We start from the raw sequence: 25,918 nt of genomic DNA on the forward strand, positions 1-25,918 counted from the left end.
GCTTACGCTTCCGGCAGGATCACTACCTTGCCCGTCACCAGCCGCGCCGCCATGTCGTTCAGGGCCGATGCCGTGTCGGCCAGCGGGTAGCGGGCCGAGATGTGGGGCTGGATCTTGCCTTCCTTGAGCCAGCCCAGCAGCTGTCCCATGGCGGCCAGGCTGGCCTTCGGTTCGCGCTTGACGAACTCGCCCCAGAACACCCCCACCACCGACGCCCCCTTCAACAGCGCCAGATTGAGCGGCAGGCGCGGGATCTCGCCGTTGGCAAAACCCACCACCAGATAGCGGCCGCGCCAGGCGATGGTGCGGAATGCCGGCTCCGCGTAGATGCCGCCCACCGGGTCGTAGATCACGTCCGGCCCCTTGCCGTCCGTGGCGGCCTTGACGGCGTCGCGCCAGTCGTCGTTGCTGTAGTTGACCAGCACGTCCGCGCCGTGCGCCTTGCACACTTCGAGCTTGGCGTCGCTGGAGGCGGCCGCGATCACGCGCGCGCCCAGCGCCTTGCCGATCTCGATGGCGGCCAACCCTACGCCGCCAGCCGCGCCCAGCACCAGCATGGTTTCGCCCGCCTTGAGGCCGGCCCGGTCCACCACCGCGTGATGCGAGGTGCCGTAGGTGAGGGTGATGGCGGCCGCCGTGTCGAAGTGCATGCCAGGCGGCATGGGCATCAGGGCCTGCACCGGCACCGCCAGCTGCTGGGCAAAGCCGCCCTGGCCGGTGAAGGCGATCACGCGCTGGCCCACCTGGTAGCCTTGCACATCGTCCGCCATGGCCCGCACCACGCCCGCCACTTCGCTGCCCGGCGTGAACGGCAGGGCCGGCTTGACCTGGTATTTGCCCTGGATGATGAGCACGTCCGGGAAGTTGACCCCGGCCGCCTTGACATCCAGCACGACCTGGCCGGGGCCGGGCACGAGGTCCGGCAGTTCTTCCAGGGTCAGGGTGTCGGGCAATCCCCATGCCTTGCAGACGATGGCTTTCATTGTTGGCGTTCCTTGTTGGTGGGTGGAAATTAAAATAGTACGACCGTTAGATTTTTTTATTATGCCTGAAATGGCCATCCGTGCGCACCCGTTGTGCACGCTGGCGCCCGTTTGCGCCAGCGCAAAGTGCGGGGCGGGGGGAGGGCTAGAGTGGGTTAGCGCCTGACTGGTTGGAGGAAGAAACGGAGGGGATGTGATGACGATCCGCTACGGCTGTTTCTTTAGCTACGCGCATGGCCAGCATGCGTACATGAGCAAGTTCAAGAACGACTTGATCGACGCGCTCAAATGCTATCTGGAACCCCATTTCGACACGGAAAAAGAGCTGTTCGTCGACAGCGAACAACTGGGCGGCGGCGACGACCTGGACCAGCGCATCGCGCGCGCCATGTGCGAGAGCGTGTGCATGATCGTCATCTACACGCCCAAGTACGAGGCCCACGCCTACACCCGGCGCGAGTTCGCCGCCATGCAGCTGATCGAGGCGGAGCGCCGGCTGTGGTATCCGCTGCCCAGCCATCTGACCATCCCCGTCATCATGACGCGCCACCCTTTGAGCCTGCCGCCGCAGATCACGGAGCCGGGCATGTACGTGGACTTTTCCCGCTACACGCTGGCCAGCACCGACCTCAAGACCAATCCGGACTTCCTGCCCGATATCGAAAGAATCGTCCAGCGCATCGCCAGCCACTACCACTACCTGAAACGCTGCATGCCGCCCGAGCACGATTGCAGCCGCTTCGTGCTGCCCGACATCCCGCCGGAATGGCGCGCCATTCCGCCCCCTCACTTTCCACGCTAAAGGTTCGTCATGGAACTCTCCTCCCTGTCCCTGCCGCCGCTGACGGCGCCCGGTGAAGTCGTGACCTTCTATTCCTACAAGGGAGGGACGGGGCGCACGCTGGCCCTGTCCAACCTGGCCGTGCTGCTGGCCGGGCAACGCCACGCCACCACGCCCGTGCTGATGGTGGACTGGGACCTGGAGGCGCCCAGCCTGCACCACTACTTTCCCTGCCTGGAGCCGGGGCCGGGCCTGCTGGAACTGTTCGAGGCCTGCCGCGACCAGCTGCAGCGGCGCGCCATGCCGGGCCTGGACGAGGTGACGCTGGCGCACGACGTGTTGCAGGCCGTGGGCTGGGAACAATATGTGTGCCGGGTCGACCAGGCCTCGCCCCTGTACCTGATGCGGGCCGGGCACTTCGACGACAGCTATGCGGAGCGGCTGGCGGCCCTGCGCTGGGATGCGTTGTTCGACCGCTGTCCGGCCCTGTTCCGCTGCTTTGCCGACATGCTGGCGCGCCATTTCCGCCACGTGTTGGTGGACGCCCGCACGGGGCGGGCCGACAGCGCCGGCATCTGCACCACGCTGTTGCCGCGCAAGCTGGTGGTGGTGTTCACGCCCGACCGCCAGAACCTGGACGGCGTCCAGACCGTGGTGGCGCGGGCCGCCGCCTACCGTCGCAGCCACGAGGACGAGCAGCGCCCCTTGCTGGTCTATCCCTTGCCGGCGCGCATAGAGATGGCCGACAGCGCCCAGCGCGCCCAATGGCGCCGGGGCGACGCCCGGCTCGGCATCGCCGGCTACCAGCCCCTGTTCGAGCGCCTGCTGGGCGACTGCTACGGCTTGGCCGAGCTGAGCATGGAAAGTTATTTCGACGAAGTGCAGCTGCAGCAGAGCCGTGGCTTTGCCTACGGCGAGCAGCTGGCCGTGCGGCTGGAGCAGGGTGGCGACCGCTTCTCGCTGAGCCGCACCTTCGCCACCCTGCTCGAGTGGCTGGACGGCGACTATTTCCCCTGGCAATCGAAGCACGAAATCGGCCTGCTGGCCGCCATCGGCGCCGCCCGGCGCGACATGGAGCAGGGTGCCGCCCGTGGGCTGGCGCTGCCGCTGGCGGAGCAGTTGCACCGGCTGGGCGAACTGTATCGCGGCGAAGGGCGACTGGCCCAGGCCCGCGCCTGTTTCGACGAGAGCGTCGCCCTGCGCCAGCGCAGCCTGGGTGAAGACCATGCCGACACCCTGGCCGGCAAGGCCAGCCTGGCCGCCCTGATGCGCCAGCAGGGCCAGCTGGGCGAGGCCCGATTCCTGCAGGAGTGCATCGTCGACGCCAGCGCCGCCGCGCTGGGACGCGACCATCCCGACACGCTGGCGGCCCAGGTCCAGCTGGCCGCCACGCTGGCCCTGCAGGGCGAGGGCGCGGACGCGCTGGCCTTGCAGGAAACGGTGCTGGGCGCCTATCAGCGCCTGCTCGGTTCGCACCACCTGCTGACGCTCGACAGCCAGGCCGCACGCGCCGACATGCTGTGCCAGCGGGGCGACTACAGCCTGGCGCGCGACGTGCAGGAGCAGGTGCTGGCGGCCCGCATGCGCCTGCTGGGGGCCGAGCACGGCGATACGCTGCGCAGCAAGACGGCGCTGGCCGGCACCCTGGTCCAGCTGGACGAGCTCGACACGGCCCGCTGCCTGTTGGAGACGGTGTTGCGGGTCCGCCTGCGGCGCCAGGGGCCGGACCACGCGGACACGCGCCAGGCGCGGGCGCGGCTGGCCGACATCCAGCAGCGGCTGGGCGAGCCGGCCGGCCTGTACCGGGAAGGGGGCATGGACGAGGAGGGGCAGGGCGACCCCATGCTGGCGCTGGGCGCCATGGGCGGTGCCCTGCTGGGCGTGCGCGAGCCGGCCGCCGACACCTACCGGCACGACGCCTTGCTGGCGCTCGACGGGCTGCTGGCCGGGCCGCGCGGCGCGCCCCGCTAGCGGCCGACGGTCCCAAGTTCGACCGGCTGCCGGCGCCGGCGCGGCCGGCGCCCCGGCCGGAAATTTATCTGCGCCGCGATGGTCCGGCCATGCGCAGTACGGCCATTGCTTCAGGTAAAATTGTCGTATGAGAATACTGATCAGTAACGACGACGGCTACCTGGCACCCGGCATCAACGCCCTGGCCGAGGCGCTGGCGCCCATCGCCGACATCGTGGTAGTGGCGCCCGACAGCAACCGCTCCGGCGCCTCGAACTCGCTGTCGCTGGACCGGCCCCTGTCCGTCCAGCGGGCCGCCAATGGTTTCTATTTTGTCAACGGCACACCGACCGACTGCGTCCACGTGGCCCTGACGGGCCTGCTCGATTACCGGCCCGACCTGGTCGTGTCGGGCATCAACAACGGCCCCAACATGGGCGACGACACGCTGTACTCGGGCACGGTGGCGGCGGCCACCGAGGGTTATCTGTTCGGCATCCCTTCGATCGCGTTTTCCCAGGGTTCCTACGGCTGGGAACATGTGGCGGACGCGGCCCGCCACGCGCGCGACATCATCGAACGCTACGGCGCTGCGCTGCCCAGCCCCTACCTGCTCAACGTCAACATCCCGAACCGGCCCTATGCGGACTTGAACAAAGTGGTGGCCACCCGGCTGGGCCGGCGCCACCAGGCTGAGCCCGTGATCAAGGCGCTCGATCCGCGCGGCAAGGAAATTTTCTGGATCGGCCCGCCCGGCGCCACCCGCGACGCCGGCGAAGGCACCGACTTCCATGCCTGCGCCCAGGGCTGGACGTCGATGACGCCGCTCCAGATCGACCTGACCCACAAGAGCCAGCTGGACGTGCTGGCGCAAGGCCTGGCATGAACGACAAACCCCGCACCTTCCCCTTGCCCCTGTCTTCGGTGGTCGATGCGGGCGCCAAGAAACCGGCCGTGCGGGGACCGGTCGCCACGCCCCAGACGGCGACCCAGAACGCGGCCCTGAACGCGGCCCAGCATGCGGCCCAGCACGCCACCCGGGGCGGCGCCCCGCTCCATCCCCAGTATCCGGGCAGCCGGCCCGTCGCCTCGCCGTCCAAGTCGCACCGCGAGGCGCTGGACCGGGCCTTGCAAACGGCCGCCGCCCCCGTGCCGCGCCAGAATCCCCTGGTGTCGGATGCCGTGCGGCGCGCCATGGTGGAGCGGGTGGCCAAACAGGGCGTCAAGGACGGCCTGGTGCTGGCCGCGCTCGACAGCGTGCCGCGCCACCTGTTCATGGAGGAGGGGCTGGCGGCCCAGGCTTATATCGACGCCTCGTTGCCCATCGGCCACCACCAGACCATTTCCCAGCCCTACATCGTGGCGCGCATGATAGAAGTGATGCGCAACGGCGGCGAACTCAAGCGTGTACTGGAGATCGGCACCGGCTGCGGCTACCAGGCGGCCGTGCTGTCGTGCGTGGCGCACGAAGTATGGTCGATCGAGCGCATCAAGCCCCTGCACGAGCTGGCCAAGGCCAATTTGCGCCCGTTGCGCGTGCCGAACCTGCGCTTGCATTACGGAGATGGTATGCTAGGCTTGCCGCAAGCGGCCCCATTTGACGGTATCATTCTGGCCGCGGCGGGCCTGGAAGTGCCGCGCGCGCTGCTGGAACAGCTGGCCATCGGTGGCCGGCTGGTGGCGCCCGTGGGCGCCCGCGCCCAGCACCTGGAGCTGATCACGCGCACGGCCAAGGCCGAGTGGGTCAGCACCACGCTGGAAGATTGCCATTTCGTGCCGCTGCGCCCAGGCACCGTGTAAGCGGCCGGCGCCGCCGCCCATCCAGCACACACCAAGGTACCTGACCGTACCTGACCGTACCTGAAGTAGCCCAAAGTACCTTGAGTACCGAATACACAGATTAAGATGAGAATGACTAATAAAAGTTCCCTGCTAGTTGCGACCCTGACGCTTGCCTTGCTGAGCGCCTGCAGTACCACCCCCAACCAGGCGCCGGTGGTCGAGCGCAATCCCGCCCCCCAGCCCAAGCCCGTCACCCCCAGCGAAGAGGCGCAGAAGGAGCGCGACGAGCGGGGCCTGTACACGGTCAAGAAGGGCGACACGCTGATCCGCATCGCGCTCGAGCACGGCCAGAATTACCGCGACATTGCCACCTGGAACAACCTGGCCAATCCGGACGACATCAAGGTCGACCAGGTGCTGCGCGTGCAGCCGCCCGACAGCGCCGCCGTGCAGACGGCGGCCGTCGTCATGCCGCCGGCCGACACCAAGGTGCCGCCGGCCCCGCCCGTGCCACGCAAGACGGGCCCCAAGGGCGAGAAGCGGCCTTACACGGACGCCACCCTGGCCGAGCTGCAAAAGGCGGACGGCGTGCTGCCCGAGCGCACCGAAGTGGCGCTGGTCAAGCCGGCCGTGCTGCAACCGCCGGCCGCTCCCGTGCCCACTCTGCCGCCGCTGGCCGCCGACGAGGAAAAGCTGAGCTGGATGTGGCCGGCCGACGGCAAGGTGGTGGCCAGTTTCGACGAGGGCAAGAACAAGGGCGTGGACATCGCCGGCCGTGCCGGACAGCAAGTCGTGGCGGCCGGTGCAGGAAAAGTGATGTACGCCGGCAGCGGCATCCGCGGTTATGGTAATCTCGTCATTGTGAAGCACAGTAATAGTTTGCTGTCGGCCTATGCCCACAACCGCAACATCGTGGTAAAGGAAGGCCAGAGCGTGAACAAGGGACAAGTGATTGCCGAAATGGGCGACTCGGATACCGATTCCGTCAAGCTGCACTTTGAAATCCGGCAGCAGGGCAAGCCGGTCGATCCGTCCAAATTCCTGCCTAACCGTTAGCGTATCGCCATGACACACACGCCGCACGACCCGCTGGAAGACGACCCGGCGCCGGATGATTATCCGGACGAGCCGGGCGACGACATTGCCGTTGACACCATCGGCCACGCCGACGGCCCCGTCGACGGCGAGGCGGTGGCGGAAGTGGGCGCGGTGCTGGAGAGTGTCGACGAACTCAAGAAGGTGCTGGCGGCCGAGCTGTCGACCGACACCACCCAGCACTACCTGAACCAGATCGGCACCCGGCCCCTGCTGACGGCGCCGCAGGAAGTGCATTACGCCACGCTGGCCAAGCAGGGCGATTTCAGTGCCCGCCAGACCATGATCGAGCACAACCTGCGGCTGGTGGTGTCGATCGCCAAGCACTACATCAACCGCGGCGTGGTGCTGCTCGACATGATCGAGGAAGGCAACATCGGCCTGATGCGGGCCATCGACAAGTTCGAACCGGAGCGCGGCTTCCGCTTCTCGACCTACGCCACCTGGTGGATACGCCAGAGCATCGAACGGGCCATCATGAACCAGGCCCGCACGGTGCGCCTGCCGGTGCACATGGTGCGCGAACTGAACCAGATCCTGCGCGGCAAATACCACCTGGAAGCCCAGCACCACAACGGCAAGGACGCCACCGCCGAGGACATCGCCGAACTGGTGGGCCGGCCGGTGGAAGAGGTGCAGGACATCCTGGCCCTGTCCGAGCACGCCACCTCGCTCGACGCGCCGCTCGACAACGATCCCCAGTCCTCGCTGATGGACATGCTGCCCGGCGACAGCGAGGACAGCCCCGACGCCCGCGCCGAACACCACGAAATGACGGTGCTGGTGCGCGACTGGCTCACCAAGCTGCCCGACAAGCAGCGCATCGTCATCATGCGCCGCTTTGGCCTGGACAACGACGATCCGGCCACGCTGGAAACGCTGGCCGAGGAAATGGGCGTCACGCGCGAGCGGGTGCGCCAGATCCAGCAGGAAGCGCTGGTCAAGCTGAAACGGGCCATGGCCGCGCGCGGCGTGGTGCGCGACTCGCTCCTGTAAGCCGTCATTCTCCCGCGCATGATGGCGCGGACGCGCCCGCCATGGCGCCGCGCCGCATGGCCGTCGGCCCGCGGCGCACCGTCCGGCCGCCGCTTTCTGCTATCATACGGCCCGCCCTGGCACACCAGCGGCCCGCCTGTTCCCTCCTCATTTATTGAACGTTATGCAAGAAAATATCATCGACATCAAATCGCTCGACATGGACGCCCGTGGCGTCGGCCATTTGGACAATGAAGACGGCTCGCCGGGCAAGGTGGTGTTTGTCGAAGGCGCCCTGCCGGGCGAACGGGTCAGTTTCGAGACGTTCAAGAAAAAGAAGAACTGGGAAGCGGGCCGCATGACGGCCCTGCACCATGAATCGTCGCTGCGGGTCAAGCCCAAGTGCGTCCATTTCGACTACTGCGGCGGCTGCTCCATGCAGCACCTGGAGCCGTCGGCCCAGGTCGCCATCAAGCAGCGCGTGCTGGAAGATAACCTGTGGCACATCGGCAAGGTCAGGCCGCTGACGGTGATGCGCCCCATGTACGGCCCCACCTGGGGTTACCGCTACCGCGCCCGCCTGTCGGTGCGCCACGTGGCCAAGAAGAACACGGTGCTGGTCGGCTTCCACGAAAAGAAATCGATCTTCGTGGCCGACATGACGAGCTGCCAGATCCTGCCGCCGCATGTGTCGGACCTGCTGCTGCCGCTGCGCGCGCTGATCGGTTCGCTGACGCTGTACAACCAGATCCCGCAGATCGAAGTGGCGGTGGGCGAGGACGTGACGGCGCTGGTGCTGCGCATCATGGCGCCGCTGACGGCCGACGACGAAGTCAAGCTGAAGGCCTTCGCCGACCAGTACCAGATCCAGTTCTGGCTGCAGACCAAGGGCCCGGACACGGCCGCCCCGTACTATCCGCTGGAGCCCCAGCTGCACTACCTGCTGCCCGAATTCGGCGTGCGCATGCCGTTCAAGCCGGTCGACTTCACCCAGGTCAACCACCACATCAACCGCGTGCTCGTGCACAAAGCGCTGGGCCTGCTGGAAGTGCAACCGGACGACCGCGTGGCCGACCTGTTCTGCGGCCTGGGCAACTTCACGCTGCCGCTGGCCACCCAGGGCCGCGAAGTGGTGGGTATCGAAGGCAGTACCAGCCTGACCGAGCGCGCGCTCGACAACGCCAAGGCCAACGGCCTGTCGGCCAAGACGGCATTCTCGACCCGCAACCTGTTCGAGGTGACGGTGGAAGACCTGATCGCGCTGGGCAAGTTCGACCGCATGCTGATCGATCCGCCGCGCGACGGCGCCATGGCCGTCAGCCAGGCGCTGGGCGCGCTGCGCCAGGTGCGGCCGGACCTGCTGCCCAAGCGCATCGTCTACGTCTCGTGCAGCCCGTCCACGCTGGCGCGCGACGCCGATATCCTGGTCCACCTCGCCGGCTACACGTTGAGCAAGGCCGGCGTGGTCAATATGTTCCCCCACACCTCGCACGTGGAATCGATGGCCGTGTTCGACCTCGAATAGTCATTTAAAATCAATGTGTTGTGTTTGTTGCTCGTGAGTTGACGGGTATTGTGCAGATGCTCGCATGTTTCATTCTCGGAGACGTTCGTATCCCTTTTGGAGTCAAATGTCTCTTGTTGTGATACATTGTGTCCATGCTCGCAGATTTCCTCCTAGGCCCATTTCGTACTCGTATCCTGTCGGCCCTGCTGTTACACCCTGAGACCGCATGGCATGTCAGGGAGCTTGCGCGCCGTCTTGACGCACTGCCGGGTAGTATCAACCGGGAATTGGTGAAACTGGCGGACGTCGGCATCCTGTCGCGGCAGCACATAGGCAATCAAGTGCACTATCGTGCCAACCGCGGCTGTCCTGTGTTCGATGAACTTGCCGGCTTGTTGCGTAAGACTTCGGGCATGGCCACAGTGCTGACAGAGGCTCTTCAGCCTTTGGCTGGCCACATTCAAAGCGCGGTTGTATTTGGCTCGGTGGCGCGAGGTGAGGAGACGGCCCATTCCGACGTGGATGTGCTGGTGTTGGGTGACATCGGTTTTGGGGAAGTGGTCGAGGCTCTACATCCCGCGCAGGATGTGGTGCGGCGTGAAATCAACCCGGTAGTCTACAAAACGGACGACTTCCGTGCGAAGCTTGCCTCGAACAACACATGGGCGCGTGAAGTCGTTGAGAAGCCCAAACTTTTCCTGATCGGGAATGCAGATGACTTTGCAAAACTTGTTGGCTATTCATAGTCTCGTGGAGTTCGCCGCCCAGCGCGAAGACATCCAGCGGCTGTTGGCCGCGGCCGAACGAAATCTGAATGATTCCGCCGTAACGGCCATCAGCGACGAGAACCGCTTCGATGCCGCCTACAAATGCGTGATGCAGTGCGCAATGGCGAGCCTGATGGCCAATGGCTACCGCACATCAACCAGCAAGCCCGGTCATCACCAGACTGCGATTCAAGCCCTGACGTTGACGGTTGGCCTAGACGCCAAGACGGTCATCATCCTCGATGGCCTGCGCAAACAGCGCAACATCAATGACTATGACGGAGACCCTGTCAGTCCAACGGCGGTCGAGGAATGCAGGAAGCAGGCTCAAGCACTGCTGGCCCATGTCCGCGCATGGCTCAAAGCTAACCGCCCGGAATTCTGTTGAGGTGTTCAAGGCGGCGCGTCCGCCAATAGCGTGCGCCCGCATCCCATCGCGCTGCGTGACGTCGCATTTGTGATGGTTTTTTTGTAATTTTATTGACAGGCGCGGACGCGTTTGCAACACTGGCTCATTCCTCGCATTCCTGATGCATGCGCCAGGCCGGCAGTGCTTGTGCACCGTGAGCTCGGTGGTGCCATCACACCCTCATGGAGCCGGCATGTCCGCCTTGCGTCATCTCTTCGCCACGATCCTGCTGTGCTGCGCGGCCCTGTCCGCGCCGGCCACGCCGGCCACGCCGGCCGTGCTCTCGTTCTCGCCCAGTGGCGCCGCCAAGGCCGTGCGCCAGGTGCAGGTGCGCTTCAATACGCAGATGGTGGCGTTCGGCGACCTGGCCCTGGCCGACCCGTTCACCATAGCCTGTCCTGAGGCGGGCAGCGGCCGCTGGATCGACGGCGCCAACTGGAGCTACGACTTCGCGCGCGACCTGCCCGGCGGCGTGGCCTGCCGCTTCACGCTCAAGCCCGGCCTGAAGAACCTGGCCGGCCAGCCGTTGGCGGACGCCGGCCCGTTCAGCTTCAACACGGGCGGCCCGGCCATCGTGCAGGCCATGCCGCGCGAAGGCAACAGCTATATCGACGAGCAGCAGATCTTCGTGCTGGGCCTGGACGCGTTGCCGCGCGAGGAGACGGTGACAGCCCACGCCTGGTGCCGCGCCGACGGCATCAACGAACGCATCCCGGTGCGGGTGCTGGCCGGCGCCGAGCGCGAACAGATCCTGGCCCAGCGCAAGGACTTCACGCAACGTTACCTGTCCCTGTACTTCCGCGCCCGCGGCGTGGTCTGGCGCGCCACCACGGGCGTGCGCAGCAAGCGGCTGGAGCAGCTGCCCATCGTGGTCCTGCAATGCAAGCGCCGCCTGCCGGCCGAAGCCGGCGTGGCGCTGGTGTGGGGCGCCGGCATCGCGGCCGACAGCGGCGTCGCCAACGTGCAGGACCAGACCCTGAGCTACAAGACGCGGCCCGACTTCACGGCCCGCTTCAGTTGCGAACGCCTGCAGCCCAAGGGCGGCTGCATTCCCTTCCTGCCGGTGCGGGTGGACTTTTCCGCCCCCGTGCGCATGGGCGACGCCCTGGCCGTGCGCCTGGCCGGGCCGGGCGGCAAGACCTACAGCGCGGCCGTCGAGGCGAGCGAGAAGAAGGCGGGATACGTGAGCAGCGTCACCATCGCCGGGCCGTTCCCCGAGCTGGCCAAACTGACGCTGTCGCTGCCACCGGCGCTGAAGGATGACGCGGGCCGCGCCTTGCTGAACCAGGCGCGCTTCCCGCTGGCCGTACGCATGGATGCGCAGCCGCCGCTGGTCAAGTTCCCGGCCCGTTTCGGCATCATCGAAGCGCGCGGCGACCGCATGCTGCCTGTCACCGTGCGCAACGTGGAGCCGGCGCTGGCGGGCAGCGTGGCCAGGGTCGATCCGGCCGCCGTCAAGGGCGCCATGCTGCGCGTGGCCGACCAGCAGGACCAGCAGGTGATGGACTGGCTCAAGCGCCTGTCCTACGGCGAGGACAACTGGGAGCCCGGCGAACTGTACGCCCGCGACATGGCCCACCCCATGCTGGGCGGCGCGAGGGACGCGGCTATCGGCCGCTTCACGCTGCCCAAGCCGGGCGGCAAGCGGGCGTTCGAGGTGGTGGGCATCCCGCTGCGCAAGCCCGGCTTCTACGTGGTCGAACTGGCCAGCCCCAAGCTGGGCGCGGCGCTCAACGGGACGCCATCGACGTCCTACGTCAGTACGGCGGCGCTGGTAACCAACCTGGTCGCGCACTTCAAGCATGGCGCCCGTTCGTCGCTGGTGTGGGTGACCTCGCTCGACAAGGGCCAGCCCGTGGCCGGCGCCCAGGTGGCCGTGCGCGATTGCGCCGGCAAGCTGTTGTGGCAGGGCGCGTCGAACGCCCAGGGCGTGGCCGCCATCGCGCAGGAACTGCCGCCAGTGTCCTGCCACAATAACGACGGCTATTTCGTCAGCGCCCGCAGCGGCGGCGACATGACCTTCACGTTGTCGAACTGGAACCGCGGCATCGAGACTTGGCGCTTCAATGTGCCCACCGACGAATTCAAGGCCGACAACATCATCGCCGCCACCGTGTTCGACCGCACCTTGCTGCGGGCGGGTGAGACGGTGCACATGAAGCACTTCCTGCGCCGTCACGTGGAGCAGGGCATACGCTACGTGCGCGCCAGCGACGGGCCGCGTACCACCAGCCGCGACTGGCGCGCGCGCAGCCTGGGCGCGCAGGACCGGGCCGCGCTGCCGGAGAAGATGTTCGTTATCCACGAGGGCAGCGAGCAGAAATATGCGCTGCCGTTGCGCTGGAACGCCAACGGCACGGCCGCCAACGACTGGGTCATTCCGGCCGACGCCAAACAGGGCTGGTACGAAATCATGCTGGGCGGGCAGGGCGCCGGACGCTTCCGCGTCGAGCAGTTCCGCGTGCCGACCATGAAAGCCGTGCTGCAGGGGCCGAAGACGCCGGCCGTGCAGGCTGCCAGCGTGGACCTGGATGTGCAGCTCAGCTACCTTTCCGGCGGCGGCGCGGGCGGCGCGGCCGTCAAGCTGCGCACCGTCGTCGAAGGCAAGAGCGTGCAGTTCGACGATTACGACGGCTTCACCTTCAGCGCCGGCGATGTCCGCGTGGGCAAGGAGGATGATGCGCCCGTGTTCGACGAGGACGAGGGCGGCTTCGACGAGGGCGGCGACCAGCCGGCAGCCGGCGCCGCGCGCACGCGCGAGCTGACGCTGGACCGGGCCGGTGGCGCCCGCGTGACGCTGGATCAGTTGCCGCCATCGCCCGTGCCGCGCCAGCTGGTGGCCGAAATGTCCTACCAGGATGCCAACGGCGAAACGCTGTCCGCTTCCACCAACATCGCCCTGTGGCCGTCGGCCTACGTGATCGGCATCCAGCCCGACGGCTGGGTGATGAGCCGCGATGCGCTCAAGTTCCAGGTGGTGGTGCTGGACCTGCAGGGCAAGCCGGTGGCCGACGCGCCCGTCAACGTGGACTATTTCCAGCGCGAGAACTACTCGCACCGGCGGCGCCTGATCGGCGGCTTCTACGCCTACGAGAACAGCAGCGAAGTGAAGGCGCTGGGCGCCGCCTGCGAAGGCAGGACGGACAGCAAGGGCCTGCTGGTCTGCCAGGTCAAGGCGCCCGCGGCGGGCAACCTGATCTTGCGCGCCCGCACCCGCGACGGCGCCGGCCACGAGGCCGTGACCAACCGCGAGACTTGGGTGGCCGACGGCAGCGACTGGTGGTTCAAGGCCACCGACAACGACCGCATCGACCTGCTGCCGGAGAAGAAGCGCTATGAGCCGGGCGAGACGGCCAGTTTCCAGCTGCGCATGCCGTTCCGCGCCGCCACCGCGCTGGTGACGGTGGAGCGGGAAGGGGTGATCGATACCTATGTGCGCCAGCTGTCGGGCAGCGCGCCCGTGTTCACCATTCCCGTCAAGCCGCAGTACGCGCCCAACGTCTACGTGTCGGCGCTGGTGGTGCGCGGGCGCGTGAGCGGGGTGCAGCCGACGGCGCTGGTGGACCTGGGCAAGCCAGCCTACAAGCTGGGCATCGCGCCGCTGCGGGTGGGCTGGGCGGCCAATGAACTGAAGGTGCAGGTGCGCGCCGACAAGCCGGTCTACAAGATACGGGAGCGGGCCACGGTGGCCGTCAAGGTCACGCGCGCGGACGGCACGCCCGCGCCGGCCGGCGCCGAGGTGGCGCTGGCGGCCGTCGATGTGGGCCTGCTGGAACTGATGCCCAACGCCAGCTGGGACCTGCTGGAGGCGATGATGCAGCAGCGCAGCCTGCAGGTGCAGACGGCCACCGCCCAGATGCAGGTGGTGGGCAAGCGCCACTTCGGCCGCAAGGCCGTGCCCAGCGGCGGTGGCGGCGGCAAAGGCGCAGGCCGGGAACTGTTCGACACGCTGCTGTTCTGGAAGGCGCGCGTGACGCTGGACGCGAACGGCGAGGCCACGGTACAGGTGCCGCTCAACGACTCGCTGACGGCGTTTCGCATCGTCGCCGTCGCCAGCGCCGGGGAAGATTTGTTCGGCACGGGGCGCACGGAAGTACGCAGCACGCAGGACCTGATCCTGTTGTCGGGCCTTCCTGCGCTGGTACGTGAGGGCGACAAGTTCCACGCCGGCTTCACGCTGCGCAATACGACGGACGGCGAGGTGCAGGTGGACCTGGGCGCCAGCGTGGGCGGCAAGGCGCTGGCGCCGCAGAAGCTGGCGCTGGCGGCCGGGCAGGCGCGCGAGATCGGCTGGGACTATCAGGTGCCGGCAGGGGCGGGCGAACTGCAGTGGGACGTGAGCGCGGCCATCCACGGCAGCGATGGCGCCGTTGCCGGATCGGCCGACCGCTTGCGGGTGCGGCAGAAAGTGGTGCCGGCCGTGCCGGTGCGCACGGTGCAGGCCACGCTGCTGCAGCTCGATAAAACGCAGAACATGACGGTGCAGCTGCCGGCCGGCGCCATCCCCGGCCGGGGCGGGGTCGAGGCCACGTTCAGCGCGCGGCTGGGCAACGAGCTGCCCGGCGTGCGCGAATACATGCGCAGCTACCCCTACACCTGCCTGGAACAGCAGGCGTCGCGCGCCATCGCCTTGCAGGACCGCGCCCGGTGGCAAACGCTGGTGGGCACGCTGCCGGCCCACATGGACAACGATGGCCTGCTCAAGTATTTCCCGATGATGCTGGAGGGCAGCGACAGCCTGACGGCCTATGTGCTGTCGGCGGCCGACGAGGCGGGCTACACGATTCCGGCGGAGCTGAAGTCGCGCATGGAGGAAGGGCTGCTGGGCTTCGTGCAGGGCAAGGTGATACGGGGTTCGGCGCTGCGCACGGCCGATCTGGCCGTACGCAAGCTGGCCGCGCTGGAGGCCCTGTCGCGCAGCCGTCCGGTGGCGGCGCCGGAGCTGGAATCGTTCACGCTGCAGCCGGATCTGTGGCCCACGTCGGCCGTCATCGACTGGTATCTGATCCTGCAGCGTAGCGCCGGCCTGCCCCACCATGCGGAACGGATGGCGCACGTACAGCAGGTGCTGCGCACGCGGCTGAACCTGCAGGGCACGACGATGGGCTTTTCGACCGAGCGCAGCGACGACTGGTGGTGGCTGATGGCTTCGCCCGACGCCAACGCCAACCGGCTGCTGCTGGCCGTGATGGACAATCCGGCCTGGCAGGCCGACATGGGCCGGCTGGCGCGCGGCGCGCTGGGTCGGCAGCTGCATGGCCGCTGGCGCACCACGGTGGCCAATACCTGGGGTGTGCTGGCGTTCGACAAGTTCACCCGCAAGTTCGAATCAGCGCCGGTGACGGGCATCAGCAGCGCTTCGCTGGCCGATTCCAGCAAGAGCATCGCCTTCGACAAGAACGTCCCCGGCGGCAGCGCCTTGCTGCCCTGGCCGCGCAGCGGAGGCGAACTGCAGCTTGAGCACGCGGGCAAGGGCAAGCCGTGGGTGACGGTGCAAAGCCTGGCCGCCATCCCGCTCAGGAAGCCGCAGTCGAGCGGCTACGCCATCAACCGCACGGTGACGGCGATTGAGCGCAAGGTGCCCGGCGTATGGTCGCGCGGCGATGTGTACCGCGTGCGCCTGGACCTGGAGGCGCAGTCGGACATGACGTGGGTGGTGGTGGATGATCCGATTCCGGCCGGCGCCAGCGTGCTGGGGACGGGGCTGGGCCGCGATTCGAAGATATTGAGCAGCGGCGAGCAGCGCGGCGGCTGGACCTGGCCTGCGTTCGAGGAGCGCAGCTTCGAGGCGTTCCGCGCCTATTACGCCTTCGTCCCGAAAGGGAAGTGGAGCGTGGAGTACACGGTGCGCCTGAATAACGCCGGCCAGTTCAACCTGCCGCCCACCCGCGTGGAAGCCATGTACAGCCCCGAGATGTTCGGCCAGTCGCCCAATGCGGTGCTGGGAGTGCAGTGATGCGGTGGCGCGTGGCATCGACCGTCAGGCTGACGCTGGCGGTCGTGCTGGCGCTGGCCGGCGCGGCCGCTGCTGCAGGTGGTGCGGGTGGTCTTGTTGACGCCGCGGTCGCTGACGGTAGTGCGGCTGTCGGTCGTGTGTCTGCCGTAGCCGCCGATGTCGTGGCCAGGACGGTCGCATCAACTGATGGCGTGCCAACGCCCGTTCCAGTCGCACCCGGCGGGGCAGCCGCAAGTGTCGATAGCGGCGGCGCCGCCCGTCCGGCTGGTGGTGAGTCATTTGCGCCGGCATTTGAACGGGTGCGGGCCGCCTATCAGCCGTCCGATGCCCAACTGCTGGACCGTCACGGCCAGCCGGTGCAGTCGCTGCGGGTCAATTTGCGGGTGCGCCGCCTGCCGTGGGTGGCGCTGGACGATATCTCGCCCAGCCTGCCGGCCGCCGTGCTGCAGGCCGAGGACCAGCGCTTTTATCAGCACGATGGCATCGACCTGACAGCGATCGGCAAGGCTGCCTGGGACAACCTGTGGCGCAAGCGCGCGCGCGGCGCCTCCACCATTACCATGCAACTGGCCGCACAGCTGGACCCGGCGATACAGGGCGGCGTGGCCGGCCGCAGCTGGCGCCAGAAGTGGGACCAGGCGATGGCGGCCCGCCAGCTCGAAGCGCGATGGAGCAAGCCGCAGATCCTGGAAGCGTATTTGAACCTGGTGTCGTTCCGGGGCGAGTTGCAAGGCGTGGGCGCGGCCGCGCGCGGCCTGTTTGGCAAGGCGCCGTCCGGCCTCAATCAGACCGAAGCGGTGATCCTGGCCAGCCTGCTGCGGGCGCCGGCGGCGCCGGTAGGGCAAGTGGCCAGCCGCGCCTGCGCGCTGGCGCGCGAGATGCGCATGCCCGACAGCTGCACGGCCATCGAACAAAGCACGGTGCTGGCGATGAGTAGACCGCTGCTGGCGTCCACCCTGGCGCCGGCGCCGCAGGTGGCGCGCCAGCTGCTGAAGGAGGGCGCGGGTCCTGTGCGCAGCACGCTGGACGGCGACCTGCAGCGCTACGCCCAGACCGCGCTGCGCCAGCAGTTGATGGCGCTGCGCGCCCGTAACGTGAACGACGGCGCCGTCGTCGTGCTGGACAATGCGAGCGGCGACATCCTGGCCTACGTGGGCAACGCGGGCGGCAGCGATGTCGACGGCGTGACGGCGTTGCGCCAGGCCGGCTCCACCCTCAAGCCCTTCCTGTACCAGCTGGCGCTGGAGCGCCGCCTGATCACGGCCGCCTCGCTGCTGGAGGACAGTCCGATCGATATTTCCACGCCCTCGGGCCTGTACATACCGCAGAACTATGACAAGGAATTCAAGGGCTATGTCAGTGCCCGCACCGGCCTGGCCAGTTCGCTGAATGTGCCGGCCGTGCGCACGCTGCTGATGACGGGGCTGGACCGTTTCCACGACCGCTTGCACGCGCTGGGGCTGGACAGCCTGACGGAGCCGGCCGAATACTACGGCTACTCGCTGGCGCTGGGTTCGGCCGAAGTGAGCCTGCTTGAACTGAGCAACGCCTACCGCACGCTGGCCAGCGGCGGTCTGCAAGGGGCGGTCGGACTGCTGCCCCGTCCACCGCAGGCGCGCCGCCGCGTGCTCGACGCCGGCGCCGCCTTCATCGTCAGCGATATGCTGGCCGACCGCGCCGCCCGCAGCCTCACGTTTGGCCTGAAGAACGAGCTGGCCACCACCGTCTGGAGTGCCGTCAAGACGGGCACCAGCAAGGACATGCGCGACAACTGGTGCCTGGGCTACACGGAACGCTACACGGTGGGGGTCTGGGTCGGCAACTTCGACGGACAATCGATGTGGGACGTGTCCGGCGTGAGCGGCGCCGCGCCCGTGTGGCGCGACGTGATCGACTACCTGCACCAGCACGAGCCCAGCCGCGCGCCTGCGGTGCCGGATGGCGTGGTGCGGCGCCAGGTCGCGTTCCAGCCCGCGCTGGAAGCGCCGCGCGCCGAATGGTTCCTGGCCGGTACGGAAACGCCCGTGGTGGCGCTGGTGGAAGATGGGCGCCGCGTACCGCGTATTCTCTATCCTGGCCAGTCCAGCATCATCGCCATCGATCCCGATATTCCCGAGGCCAGCCAGTGCGTTAGCTTCCAGGCCCAGGCCGGGCAGGGCCTGCAATGGCAGCTGGACGGCGCCCTGCTGGGCCAGGCCGGCGCCGACTACGCCTGGCGCCCCACAGCCGGCCCGCACCAGCTGGCGCTGGTCGACGCCGACGCCCGCGTCATCGCCGAAACCAGCTTCCGCGTGCGTTGAGCGCGGCTTGCTAGAAAATGGGGACGTACCCCATTTTGGAAGGGGGAATGAGGAAGCGGGGACGTCCCTGAAAAAAAACGTACGTCTCAAGAAAAGGGATACGTCCCCATTTTTACGTCCCCATTTTGAAAAAAAGGCGGCGTCCCTGAAAAAGGGGTACGTCCCCATTTTGTCCGTCCCTATTTTGTCGGGGCGAAAAAAAGCCGGCGCGGGGCCGGCTTTCGGTTGGGGACGCGTGGCTCAGTCGCGGTTGCCGCCGGCGATGCCCAGCAGGGCCAGCAGGTTGACGAAGATGTTGTACACGTCAAGGTAAATGGCCAGCGTGGCGCGGATGTAGTTGGTCTCGCCGCCGTTGACGATTTGTTGTACGTCATACAAGATATAGGCCGAGAAGATGGCGATCGCGATCACGGAGATGGTGATGGCCAGCGCCGACAGACCCAGGAAGATGTTGGCCAGCGAGGCCAGGATCAGCACGATCACGCCGGCAAACAGCCACTTGCCCAGGCCCGAGAAGTCGCGCTTGGACACGGTGGCCACGCTGGCCATCACGGCAAACACGCTGGCCGTGCCGCCGAACGCGGTCATGATCAGGAAGCCGCCGTTGGAGTAGCCCAAGGTGCGCGACAGGATGGGCGTGAGCATCAGCCCCATGAAGAAGGTGAAGCCCAGCAGCAAGGCCACGCCCAGGCCGCTGTCCTTGTTGCGCTCGATACCCCAGATAAAGCCGAATGCAATGCCCAGGAACAGCAGCGCGCCCAGCCCGCCGCCCAGCATCGGCACGTGGAAGGCCACGCCGATGAAGGCGCCCAGCACGGTGGGCACCATCGACAGTGCCAGCAACCAGTAGGTGTTGCGCAGGACGTTGTGACGGACGGCCTGGCTGCTGCCGGCATAGTCATAGATGTTTTGCATTTGGTTCATAGTGCCTCCAATTCATTGGTGTTCAGTTAACGACCTGATAAAAGCATAGCACGCCGGAGCAAAAACGCGCAAAATCGCCCTCGGCAGAGGCAAATTCCGGGCCCGCACCGGGCCTGCGGACGCGCCGGCCAGCCCCCTTGCCTTGCAATATCCGTTATATGGGGTGTTCTATGGTAAAATCAAAGGTTGATTGAGTTATCAATACTTGTTTTAAACCTTTCTTTTTATTGGAGTTTTTATAAATGGCAATCGAACGCACCCTGTCGATCATCAAACCAGACGCAGTTGCTAAAAACGTAATCGGCCAAATCTACAGCCGTTTCGAAGGCGCTGGCCTGAAAATCGTTGCAGCACGCATGACCCAGCTGTCGCGCGCAGATGCCGAAGGCTTCTACGCCGCTCACAAAGAGCGCGGTTTCTTCAAGGATCTGGTGGACTTCATGGTTTCCGGTCCTGTCATGATCCAAGTGCTGGAAGGCGAAAACGCCGTCCTGGCACACCGCGATCTGATGGGCGCTACCGATCCGAAGAAAGCTGAAAAAGGCACCATCCGCGCCGATTTCGCTGACTCGATCGACGCCAACGCCGTCCACGGTTCGGACGCTGTTGAAGCTGCTGCTGTGGAAATCGCTTACTTCTTCCCAGCACTGAACGTTTACTCGCGTTAATTTTTAACGCCGGGCGGTGCCGTTTGCGGCGCCGCCGCTGATGTACCCCGTTCCCGCCTAGGCGGGGACGGATTTTTTGGAATTGCTTTGAATAAGATTATGGATACGACCCTCACCAACTTGCTGGACCTGGATCCCGCGCAGCTCATCGCCTATTGCGCCGAGTTGGGAGAGAAGCCGTTCCGCGCCAAACAATTGCAGCGCTGGATACACCAGTTCGGCGCCGCCGATTTTGACTCGATGACGGACTTGGCCAAGTCGCTGCGCGACAAGCTCAAGACGCGCGCCGAAGTGCGCGCCCCGGCCGTCATCAGCGACCACACGTCGTCCGACGGCACCCGCAAGTGGCTGGTGGACGTGGGCAACGGCAACGCCGTGGAAACCGTGTTCATCCCGGAAGACAACCGCGGCACGCTGTGCATCTCGACCCAGGCCGGCTGCGCCGTCAACTGCCGCTTCTGTTCCACCGGCAAGCAGGGCTTCAACCGCAACTTGACCGTGGCCGAGATCATCGGCCAGCTGTGGATGGCCGAGTTCGAGCTGCGCCGCACCAAGGGCATCGAGCCTGGCCCCAAAGGCGAACGCCAGATCACCAACGTGGTGATGATGGGCATGGGCGAGCCGCTGCTGAATTTCGAGCCGACCGTCACGGCCCTCAAGCTGATGCTCGACGATAACGCCTACGGCCTGTCGCGCCGCCGGGTCACCCTGTCGACCTCGGGCGTGGTGCCGATGATGGACAAGCTGTCGCAGGAAGTGCCGGTGGCGCTGGCCGTGTCGCTGCACGCGTCGAACGATGCGCTGCGCGACGGCCTGGTGCCGCTGAACAAGAAATACCCGCTGAAGGAGTTGCTGGCCGCCTGCAAGCGCTATCTGGAATTTGCGCCGCGCGACTTCATCACCTTCGAATACTGCATGCTCGACGGCTTCAACGACAGCGACGAGCACGCGCGCGAACTGGTGGCCCTGGTGCAGGACCGCCAGCACGGCGTCAACTGCAAGTTCAACCTGATTCCGTTCAACCCGTTCCCGGAATCGGGCCTGTTCCGCTCGAAGAATCCCCGCATCAAGGCCTTCGCCCAGATCCTGATGGATGCCGGCATCGTCACCACCATCCGCAAGACGCGCGGCGACGACATCGACGCCGCCTGCGGCCAGCTTGCCGGCGAAGTGCAGGACCGCACCCGGGTCCAGGAGCGGATGGAAAAAATGGCCGAATACCAGCAGAAATTCGGCCCCGACTTCGGCAAGATCGTGGAGATCCGGTCCTGATGACATCCCTGGTCCGCCGCTGCCGTCCGTTCCTGCCCGCCCTAGGCCTGGCAGCGATGCTGGCCGGCTGTGCGTCCGGCCCAGGCAGCAGCGGCAAGCAAGAACTGGCCACGGCGTCGGACCAGACGTCGGCCCAGCGCCGCGCCGAGATCCGCATGCAGCTGGCCGTGGGCTACTACGAGCAGGGCCAGTATCCGGTGGCACTGGACGAAGTCAAGCTGGCGCTGGCGGCCGATCCCCAGTACGTGGACGCCTACGGCATGCGGGCCCTGATCTACATGGCCATGGGCGAGACGGCGCTGGCCGAGGATAATTTCGTGCACGCCCTCAAGCTGGCGCCGCGTAATCCCGATCTGGCCAACAATTACGGCTCGTTCCTGTGCCAGCACGGCCGCGTGCCCGAGGCGCTCAAGCATTTCGAACAAGCCCTGGGCAATCCGGTCTACCAGTCGCCGGCCAATGCGCTGAACAACGCCGGTTCCTGCGCGCTGAAAATCAAGGACTACGCGACGGCGGAAAAGTACCTGCTGCGCGCCTTGCAGCTCACGCCGGACCTGGCGGCGACCAATGCCAACCTGGCGCAGGTCTATTACGTGCGGGGCGATTACACCCGCGCCGGATTTTTCATTACCCGGCTGGGCAAGTTAGCAAAGATGGAGAGCATGACGGCCGATGTGCTGTGGCTCGCGATTAAGGTGCAGCATAAGCTTGGCGACCGGGATGCGGAAGCCGGTTGGGCGACGCAATTGCGGCGCCACCACCCCGGCTCGGCCGAGTATGCTGCGTATCAACGTGGGGCGTTTGATGAATGAAACAGGGGTACCAATGAATTCAGAGTGGGCTGAACCGCCAAAAGACCAGGGCAGCAACCTGGCAACGCCCGGAGTACAACTGGCCGCCGCCCGCGAAGCGGCCGGCTGGACGATAGAACAGATAGCCGACCAGCTGAAACTGGCGCCGCGCCAGGTGGTCGCGCTGGAAAAGGGCGACTACGCGTCGCTGCCCAATATGGCCGTGGTGCGCGGTTTCGTGCGCGCCTACGCCAAGGTGCTGAAGATAGACGCCACGCCGCTGGTGGCCATGATCGAGGTGGTCTCGCCCACCAGCCACGAGGCCGCGCCGCCGCGCCGCGAACGCTCGCCCACCTTCTCCGAGTCGCGCTTTCCGACGCTGACGGAGCGCTCGTCCAAGCCCGCTGGCTGGATGATAGGCGCCGCCGTGGCCGTGGTGGTGGCCGCTGCCGGCGCCTACGCCTATCACGCCGGGCTGATCGCGCCGGGCATGCTGGGGCAGGGCAAGGATGGGGCCTCGGCTTCCGCTTCCGCCGTGGCCGAAAAAACGACGGACGCCGTGGCGCCGATCGAAACGACGCTGGTCAAGCCGGGCCAGGAAACGGCGCCCATCCAGTCGCCGTCGGTGCCGCTGATTTCCGTGCCGCCGCAAGGTGGCGCACCGGCCGCCGGCTCGCCCGGTGCGGGCGCCGCGCCCGCCACCGGCACCGCGCCGGCGACTGTGACGCCGCCAGCCACCGCGCCGGTCGCCGCAGCGCCGGCCGCGCCCGCGCCCGCGGCTGCCGCTGCGCCGGCACCTGCCGCGGCCAGCGGCAGCGCGCTGGTGCTGAAGGTGAACCAGGATTCGTGGATCGAGATCCGCCGTCCCGGCAAGTCGCCGCTCATTTCGCGCCTGGTCAAGGCCGGCGCGACCGAAACGTTCGACATCGCCGATCCGGCCCTGCTCATCGTCGGCAAACCGGCCGGCGTGGAAGCGACGCTGGGCGGCGCGCCGCTGGCGTTGCCCCCGGTGGCGGGCGGCACGATTTCGCGCGTGAACATCAAGTAATCACGTTTCAAGTACATAGCAAGAAACATAGTCAGAACAGTCATGTCCTCTACACAAACAGCCATTCCTTCCGGGCCGTCCGAGCGCCGCGGCAGCCGCCGCGTGCTGGTGGCCAACGGCAGCCGCCAGGTATGGGTCGGCGGCGACGCGCCCGTGGTGGTGCAGTCGATGACCAATACCGACACGGCCGACGTGATCGGCACGGCGATCCAGATCAAGGAGCTGGCCCGCGCCGGTTCCGAACTGGTGCGCCTGACGGTGGACAAGCCGGAAGCGGCAGCGGCCGTGCCCTACATCCGCGAACAGCTCGACAAGATGGAAATCGACGTGCCGCTGGTGGGCGACTTCCACTACAACGGCCACACGCTGCTCAACGATTATCCCGAGTGCGCCAAGGCGCTGGCCAAGTACCGCATCAATCCCGGCAACGTGGGCAAGGGCGCCAAGCGCGACAGCCAGTTCGCCCAGATGATCGAAGTGGCGGCCCGCTACGACAAGCCGGTACGCATCGGCGTCAACTGGGGTAGCCTGGACCAGGCGCTGCTGGCGCGCATCATGGACGAAAACGCCGGCCGCGCCGAACCGTGGAGCGCGCAGGCCGTGATGTACGAGGCGCTGATCACCTCCGCCATCGAGAACGCCGTACGGGCCGAGGAGCTGGGCCTGGGGCGCGACAAGATCATCCTGTCGTGCAAGGTGTCGGGCGTGCAGGACCTGATCGCCGTCTACCGCGAACTGGCGCGCCGCTGCGACTACCCGTTGCACCTGGGCCTGACCGAGGCCGGCATGGGCAGCAAGGGCATCGTGGCCTCGACGGCCGCGCTGTCGGTGCTGCTGCAGGAAGGGATCGGCGATACCATCCGCATTTCGCTCACGCCGGAACCGGGTGGCGACCGTACCAAGGAAGTAGTGGTGGCGCAGGAGATCCTGCAGACCATGGGCCTGCGCAAGTTCACGCCGATGGTGATCGCATGCCCCGGCTGCGGCCGCACCACCTCGACCACCTTCCAGGAACTGGCCGACAACATCCAGACCTATCTGCGCGAGCAGATGCCGGAGTGGAAAAAGACCTATCCGGGCGTGGAGGCGATGAACGTGGCCGTGATGGGCTGCATCGTCAACGGCCCCGGCGAATCGAAGCACGCCAACATCGGCATCAGCCTGCCCGGCACGGGAGAATCGCCGGCCGCGCCGGTGTTCGTCGACGGCCAGAAGGTGGCGACCCTGCGCGGCGAGCGCATCGTGGAAGAATTCCAGACCATCGTTTTGAATTACGTGCAGACCAATTACGGCCAGGCCGCCGCCTGAGTCGTCGCATAAGTTAAAAGAAGATCGAAATGTCCGAAACCAAAAAAGCTGAAAAAATCGTCGCAGTCAAAGGCATGAACGACATCCTGCCGGGGGACGCCCACCTGTGGGAACTGTTCCAGAACACCGCCCAGTCGGTGGTGCAGAGCTATGGCTTCCAGCAGATCCGTACGCCCATCGTGGAGAACACGGGCCTGTTCGCGCGCGCCATCGGCGCCGTCACCGACATCGTGGAAAAGGAGATGTATTCCTTCACCGATTCCATGAACGGCGACCAGCTGACGCTGCGCCCTGAAGGCACGGCCGGCGTGGTGCGCGCCGTGATCGAACATAACCTGGTGTACGAAGGCCCCAAGCGCCTGTGGTACACGGGCCCCATGTTCCGCCACGAGCGTCCGCAGCGCGGCCGCTATCGCCAGTTCTACCAGTTCGGCTGCGAGGCGGTGGGCTTCAACGGCCCGGACGTGGACGCCGAAATGATCATGCTGTGCCGCCGCCTGTGGGATGACCTGGGCCTGGAAAACATCCGCCTGGAACTGAACTCGATCGGCGACGCGGAAGAGCGCGCCCGCCACCGGGTGGACCTGATCGCCTACCTGGAGTCGCACGAGGCATTGCTGGACGCGGAAGCCAAGCGCCGCCTGCACAGCAACCCGCTGCGCATCCTGGACACCAAGAACCCTGCCATGCAGGAGATGGTCAACAACGCGCCCAAGCTGCTCGACTACCTGGGCGAGGAATCGCTGGCCCACTTCAATGGCGTGCGCAAGATCCTGGACCACAACAACATCCCGTACACCATCAACACCCGCCTGGTGCGCGGCCTGGACTACTACAACCGCACCGTGTTCGAATGGGTCACGGACCAGCTGGGTTCGCAGGGCACCGTGTGCGCCGGCGGCCGTTACGATCCGCTGATCGCCAGCTTCGGCGGCAAGCCGACGCCGGCCGTCGGTTTCGCCATGGGCATCGAGCGCCTGCTGGAACTGATGAAGGAAGCGGGCGAGCCGGAACAGCCCAACCAGTGCGACGTGTACCTGGTGCACCAGGGCGAGGCGGCCCAGCTGCAAGCGTTCGTGCTCGGTGAGCGTATCCGCGACGCCGGCCTGGACGTGATCATGCACGCTTCCACGGCCGCCGGTCCCGGCAGTTTCAAGTCGCAGATGAAGAAGGCCGACGGCAGCGGCGCTGCCTTTGCCGTCATCATCGGCGAAGACGAAGTGGCCAACCACACGGCCAGCGTCAAGGCCATGCGCGCGGCCGAAGGCGAGCAGCAGCAGTCGAACGTGCCGTTCGATGAGGTAGTGGACTTCCTGGTCGACCAGATCACCAGCGACGGCGGCCACTATCACGTGCACGACGAGCACTGCAACCACTAAGCAGCAAGCAGTACAAGCAGTAC

Annotated in this window: 19 protein-coding genes; 17 read left to right on the forward strand and 2 right to left on the reverse strand. The window is 66.5% G+C overall.

Annotated features, from left to right (window positions below; translation table 11 throughout):
- Window positions 1-2: 2 nt before the first annotated feature.
- Window positions 3-983 carry an NADPH:quinone oxidoreductase family protein gene (locus AC3WOS_RS21090; protein WP_492718252.1) on the reverse strand — a complete coding sequence of 327 codons (981 nt, stop codon included), beginning with the start codon at window positions 981-983 and terminating at the stop codon, window positions 3-5.
- Between the two features lie 196 nt (window positions 984-1,179).
- On the opposite strand from AC3WOS_RS21090, the gene AC3WOS_RS21095 reads away from it, so the two are divergent.
- The 11 genes from AC3WOS_RS21095 (at window position 1,180) to pbpC (ending at window position 18,505) form a co-directional block, all read left to right on the forward strand.
- Window positions 1,180-1,785 (forward strand): toll/interleukin-1 receptor domain-containing protein, encoded by a 606-nt coding sequence (locus AC3WOS_RS21095; RefSeq protein WP_492718254.1) that lies wholly within the window; start codon window positions 1,180-1,182, stop codon window positions 1,783-1,785.
- A gap of 9 nt (window positions 1,786-1,794) precedes the next feature.
- The gene (locus tag AC3WOS_RS21100) at window positions 1,795-3,735 is read left to right on the forward strand and encodes a KGGVGR-motif variant AAA ATPase (protein ID WP_492718256.1); all 1,941 of its coding nucleotides are present in this window, start codon (window positions 1,795-1,797) and stop codon (window positions 3,733-3,735) included.
- 127 nt (window positions 3,736-3,862) lie between these two features.
- Window positions 3,863-4,600, forward strand: coding sequence for a 5'/3'-nucleotidase SurE (gene surE, locus AC3WOS_RS21105; RefSeq protein ID WP_492718257.1), 738 nt, complete (start codon window positions 3,863-3,865; stop codon window positions 4,598-4,600).
- Window positions 4,597-5,514, forward strand: coding sequence for a protein-L-isoaspartate(D-aspartate) O-methyltransferase (locus AC3WOS_RS21110; RefSeq protein WP_492718258.1), 918 nt, complete (start codon window positions 4,597-4,599; stop codon window positions 5,512-5,514). The genes surE and AC3WOS_RS21110 overlap by 4 nt, the downstream gene beginning before the upstream one ends.
- 111 nt (window positions 5,515-5,625) lie before the next feature.
- A complete protein-coding gene (locus AC3WOS_RS21115) occupies window positions 5,626-6,552 on the forward strand; it encodes a peptidoglycan DD-metalloendopeptidase family protein (RefSeq protein ID WP_492718260.1) in 927 nt (308 codons plus the stop codon).
- 9 nt (window positions 6,553-6,561) lie between these two features.
- On the forward strand, window positions 6,562-7,587 hold the full coding sequence (gene rpoS, locus AC3WOS_RS21120) for an RNA polymerase sigma factor RpoS (protein WP_492718262.1): 1,026 nt from the start codon (window positions 6,562-6,564) through the stop codon (window positions 7,585-7,587).
- 163 nt (window positions 7,588-7,750) lie between these two features.
- Window positions 7,751-9,091 (forward strand): 23S rRNA (uracil(1939)-C(5))-methyltransferase RlmD, encoded by a 1,341-nt coding sequence (gene rlmD / locus AC3WOS_RS21125; RefSeq protein ID WP_492718263.1) that lies wholly within the window; start codon window positions 7,751-7,753, stop codon window positions 9,089-9,091.
- Between the two features lie 134 nt (window positions 9,092-9,225).
- Complete coding sequence (locus AC3WOS_RS21130) at window positions 9,226-9,819, forward strand: nucleotidyltransferase domain-containing protein (protein WP_492718265.1); 594 nt, start codon at window positions 9,226-9,228, stop codon at window positions 9,817-9,819.
- Window positions 9,788-10,228, forward strand: coding sequence for a DNA-binding protein (locus AC3WOS_RS21135; RefSeq protein ID WP_492718266.1), 441 nt, complete (start codon window positions 9,788-9,790; stop codon window positions 10,226-10,228). The genes AC3WOS_RS21130 and AC3WOS_RS21135 overlap by 32 nt, the downstream gene beginning before the upstream one ends.
- A gap of 214 nt (window positions 10,229-10,442) precedes the next feature.
- The gene (locus AC3WOS_RS21140) at window positions 10,443-16,205 is read left to right on the forward strand and encodes an alpha-2-macroglobulin family protein (RefSeq protein ID WP_492718268.1); all 5,763 of its coding nucleotides are present in this window, start codon (window positions 10,443-10,445) and stop codon (window positions 16,203-16,205) included.
- A 299-nt stretch (window positions 16,206-16,504) separates the two neighbouring features.
- Entirely contained in the window at window positions 16,505-18,505 is a 2,001-nt protein-coding gene (gene pbpC, locus AC3WOS_RS21145; RefSeq protein WP_492718270.1) for a penicillin-binding protein 1C, read from the forward strand.
- A gap of 240 nt (window positions 18,506-18,745) precedes the next feature.
- Here pbpC and AC3WOS_RS21150 read toward each other — a convergent pair whose 3' ends face one another.
- Window positions 18,746-19,429, reverse strand: coding sequence for a Bax inhibitor-1/YccA family protein (locus tag AC3WOS_RS21150; RefSeq protein WP_492718272.1), 684 nt, complete (start codon window positions 19,427-19,429; stop codon window positions 18,746-18,748).
- Between the two features lie 242 nt (window positions 19,430-19,671).
- Here AC3WOS_RS21150 and ndk point away from each other — a divergent pair, with 242 nt between their 5' ends.
- The 6 genes from ndk (at window position 19,672) to hisS (ending at window position 25,895) form a co-directional block, all read left to right on the forward strand.
- A complete protein-coding gene (gene ndk, locus AC3WOS_RS21155; RefSeq protein WP_492718273.1) occupies window positions 19,672-20,097 on the forward strand; it encodes a nucleoside-diphosphate kinase in 426 nt (141 codons plus the stop codon).
- A 99-nt stretch (window positions 20,098-20,196) separates the two neighbouring features.
- Window positions 20,197-21,369: a dual-specificity RNA methyltransferase RlmN gene (gene rlmN / locus AC3WOS_RS21160; protein ID WP_492718275.1), complete on the forward strand. Its 1,173-nt coding sequence runs from the start codon at window positions 20,197-20,199 to the stop codon at window positions 21,367-21,369.
- Complete coding sequence (gene pilW / locus AC3WOS_RS21165) at window positions 21,369-22,181, forward strand: type IV pilus biogenesis/stability protein PilW (RefSeq protein WP_492718276.1); 813 nt, start codon at window positions 21,369-21,371, stop codon at window positions 22,179-22,181. The genes rlmN and pilW overlap by 1 nt, the downstream gene beginning before the upstream one ends.
- 13 nt (window positions 22,182-22,194) lie before the next feature.
- Complete coding sequence (locus tag AC3WOS_RS21170; RefSeq protein WP_492718277.1) at window positions 22,195-23,208, forward strand: helix-turn-helix domain-containing protein; 1,014 nt, start codon at window positions 22,195-22,197, stop codon at window positions 23,206-23,208.
- A gap of 42 nt (window positions 23,209-23,250) precedes the next feature.
- Window positions 23,251-24,516 carry a flavodoxin-dependent (E)-4-hydroxy-3-methylbut-2-enyl-diphosphate synthase gene (ispG, locus tag AC3WOS_RS21175; RefSeq protein WP_492718279.1) on the forward strand — a complete coding sequence of 422 codons (1,266 nt, stop codon included), beginning with the start codon at window positions 23,251-23,253 and terminating at the stop codon, window positions 24,514-24,516.
- Window positions 24,517-24,545: 29 nt separating this feature from the next.
- The gene (gene hisS, locus AC3WOS_RS21180; protein ID WP_492718281.1) at window positions 24,546-25,895 is read left to right on the forward strand and encodes a histidine--tRNA ligase; all 1,350 of its coding nucleotides are present in this window, start codon (window positions 24,546-24,548) and stop codon (window positions 25,893-25,895) included.
- The last annotated feature ends 23 nt before the right edge of the window (window positions 25,896-25,918 follow it).

Source organism: Rugamonas sp. FW305-51 (assembly GCF_058786935.1).

Bases quoted from the DNA above. Each gene is read 5' to 3' on its own strand.
- AC3WOS_RS21090 (WP_492718252.1), bottom strand. From the start codon at position 983: ATGAAAGCCATCGTCTGCAAGGCATGGGGATTGCCCGACACCCTGACC.
- AC3WOS_RS21095 (WP_492718254.1), top strand. From the start codon at position 1,180: ATGACGATCCGCTACGGCTGTTTCTTTAGCTACGCGCATGGCCAGCAT.
- AC3WOS_RS21100 (WP_492718256.1), top strand. From the start codon at position 1,795: ATGGAACTCTCCTCCCTGTCCCTGCCGCCGCTGACGGCGCCCGGTGAA.
- surE (WP_492718257.1), top strand. From the start codon at position 3,863: ATGAGAATACTGATCAGTAACGACGACGGCTACCTGGCACCCGGCATC.
- AC3WOS_RS21110 (WP_492718258.1), top strand. From the start codon at position 4,597: ATGAACGACAAACCCCGCACCTTCCCCTTGCCCCTGTCTTCGGTGGTC.
- AC3WOS_RS21115 (WP_492718260.1), top strand. From the start codon at position 5,626: ATGACTAATAAAAGTTCCCTGCTAGTTGCGACCCTGACGCTTGCCTTG.
- rpoS (WP_492718262.1), top strand. From the start codon at position 6,562: ATGACACACACGCCGCACGACCCGCTGGAAGACGACCCGGCGCCGGAT.
- rlmD (WP_492718263.1), top strand. From the start codon at position 7,751: ATGCAAGAAAATATCATCGACATCAAATCGCTCGACATGGACGCCCGT.
- AC3WOS_RS21130 (WP_492718265.1), top strand. From the start codon at position 9,226: ATGCTCGCAGATTTCCTCCTAGGCCCATTTCGTACTCGTATCCTGTCG.
- AC3WOS_RS21135 (WP_492718266.1), top strand. From the start codon at position 9,788: ATGACTTTGCAAAACTTGTTGGCTATTCATAGTCTCGTGGAGTTCGCC.
- AC3WOS_RS21140 (WP_492718268.1), top strand. From the start codon at position 10,443: ATGTCCGCCTTGCGTCATCTCTTCGCCACGATCCTGCTGTGCTGCGCG.
- AC3WOS_RS21150 (WP_492718272.1), bottom strand. From the start codon at position 19,429: ATGAACCAAATGCAAAACATCTATGACTATGCCGGCAGCAGCCAGGCC.
- ndk (WP_492718273.1), top strand. From the start codon at position 19,672: ATGGCAATCGAACGCACCCTGTCGATCATCAAACCAGACGCAGTTGCT.
- rlmN (WP_492718275.1), top strand. From the start codon at position 20,197: ATGGATACGACCCTCACCAACTTGCTGGACCTGGATCCCGCGCAGCTC.
- pilW (WP_492718276.1), top strand. From the start codon at position 21,369: ATGACATCCCTGGTCCGCCGCTGCCGTCCGTTCCTGCCCGCCCTAGGC.
- AC3WOS_RS21170 (WP_492718277.1), top strand. From the start codon at position 22,195: ATGAATTCAGAGTGGGCTGAACCGCCAAAAGACCAGGGCAGCAACCTG.
- ispG (WP_492718279.1), top strand. From the start codon at position 23,251: ATGTCCTCTACACAAACAGCCATTCCTTCCGGGCCGTCCGAGCGCCGC.
- hisS (WP_492718281.1), top strand. From the start codon at position 24,546: ATGTCCGAAACCAAAAAAGCTGAAAAAATCGTCGCAGTCAAAGGCATG.